Source organism: Cohnella soli (assembly GCF_042655525.1).
GTDB classification, from domain to species: Bacteria; Bacillota; Bacilli; order Paenibacillales; family Paenibacillaceae; genus Cohnella; species Cohnella soli.
In genome coordinates, this window is record NZ_JBHSMI010000059.1 from 1 (window position 1) to 967 (window position 967).

Here is a 967-nt window from a genome sequence, read left to right on the forward strand (position 1 = left end):
GAAGCGGAATCAGCCGGACACATCCGCACCGACTAAGCGCATTGCGCCCGGCGACTTTGTCGCCTTAAGTCGGTGGGACGTCGTGAACACATGAACGTTATCTGAAATAATGGCAAACAGAGGAGATAAAAAGATCATGGAAATTAATCAAGTTACTCGTAGATTAAGTTATAGTTATTTATCAATTCTTGAAGCAAAGGTTAGAAACTTCCTTAGAAAGAGCATTTTTTTGTATCTGATTGCTAGTTTTTTTATGTTTAATGGAATGAATCAGGTAATGCAAGTCAATAATAAAGTTCTTTTTTTTCTTTCTATTTATATTGCCTTATTGATATTTAGTGTTATGGTTATCATCATTTCAAGTTATTTTCTACTACAGAAAAGGAAGAACTTTGGACTAGTAGTTAGTTTTATGGAAGGACATATTTTAGTTAGTGATGAAACGACGGGTAATAAAGTTGAAAGAGACTGGAACTGGATAAAGAAAGTAGAACTATTGAAGGAATCCTATTATTTTGATATTAACGTAAAACATAAAGAAGTTATTATTTTGAGAAGAACTAATTTATCAGAAGAAGAGGATAGAAAGTTGCAAGAATGGATTAAGTTGAATAGTAAATTAATTGTTTAGCATACACTTCGAAGGCCATTACTTCAGATAACACCATGTTCACGCTTCGGGCCATTCGGCCCTCGGTCCGGCAGGTGCTAGATGAGGACTCGGAGAAGTAGTTGGCAGAAGCAGGGAAGCGGATTCAGCCGGACACATCCGCACCGACTAACCGCTTCGCGGCCGGCGACTTCGTCGCCTTAAGTCGGTGGGACGTCGTGAACACATGAACGTTAGGCGAAACCGGCTGAAGCGAAGGGGAAAACCATGATATCTCATAGAAATCTAATGAAAGAAGATTTAGAAATCATCTCTTCGTTTCCGTTGAATGTAGAAGAATTATTTTTTATTAGTCCT

1 protein-coding gene is annotated in these 967 nt (G+C 38.3%); it reads left to right on the forward strand.

Annotation, left to right across the window (positions count from 1 at the left end):
- Positions 1-136 precede the first annotated feature (136 nt).
- On the forward strand, positions 137-631 hold the full coding sequence (locus ACFPOF_RS28730) for a hypothetical protein (protein ID WP_378138833.1): 495 nt from the start codon (positions 137-139) through the stop codon (positions 629-631).
- The last annotated feature ends 336 nt before the right edge of the window (positions 632-967 follow it).

What these genes read in the sequence shown, in the direction of transcription:
- ACFPOF_RS28730 (WP_378138833.1), top strand. Translation starts at nt 137, where the DNA reads ATGGAAATTAATCAAGTTACTCGTAGATTAAGTTATAGTTATTTATCA.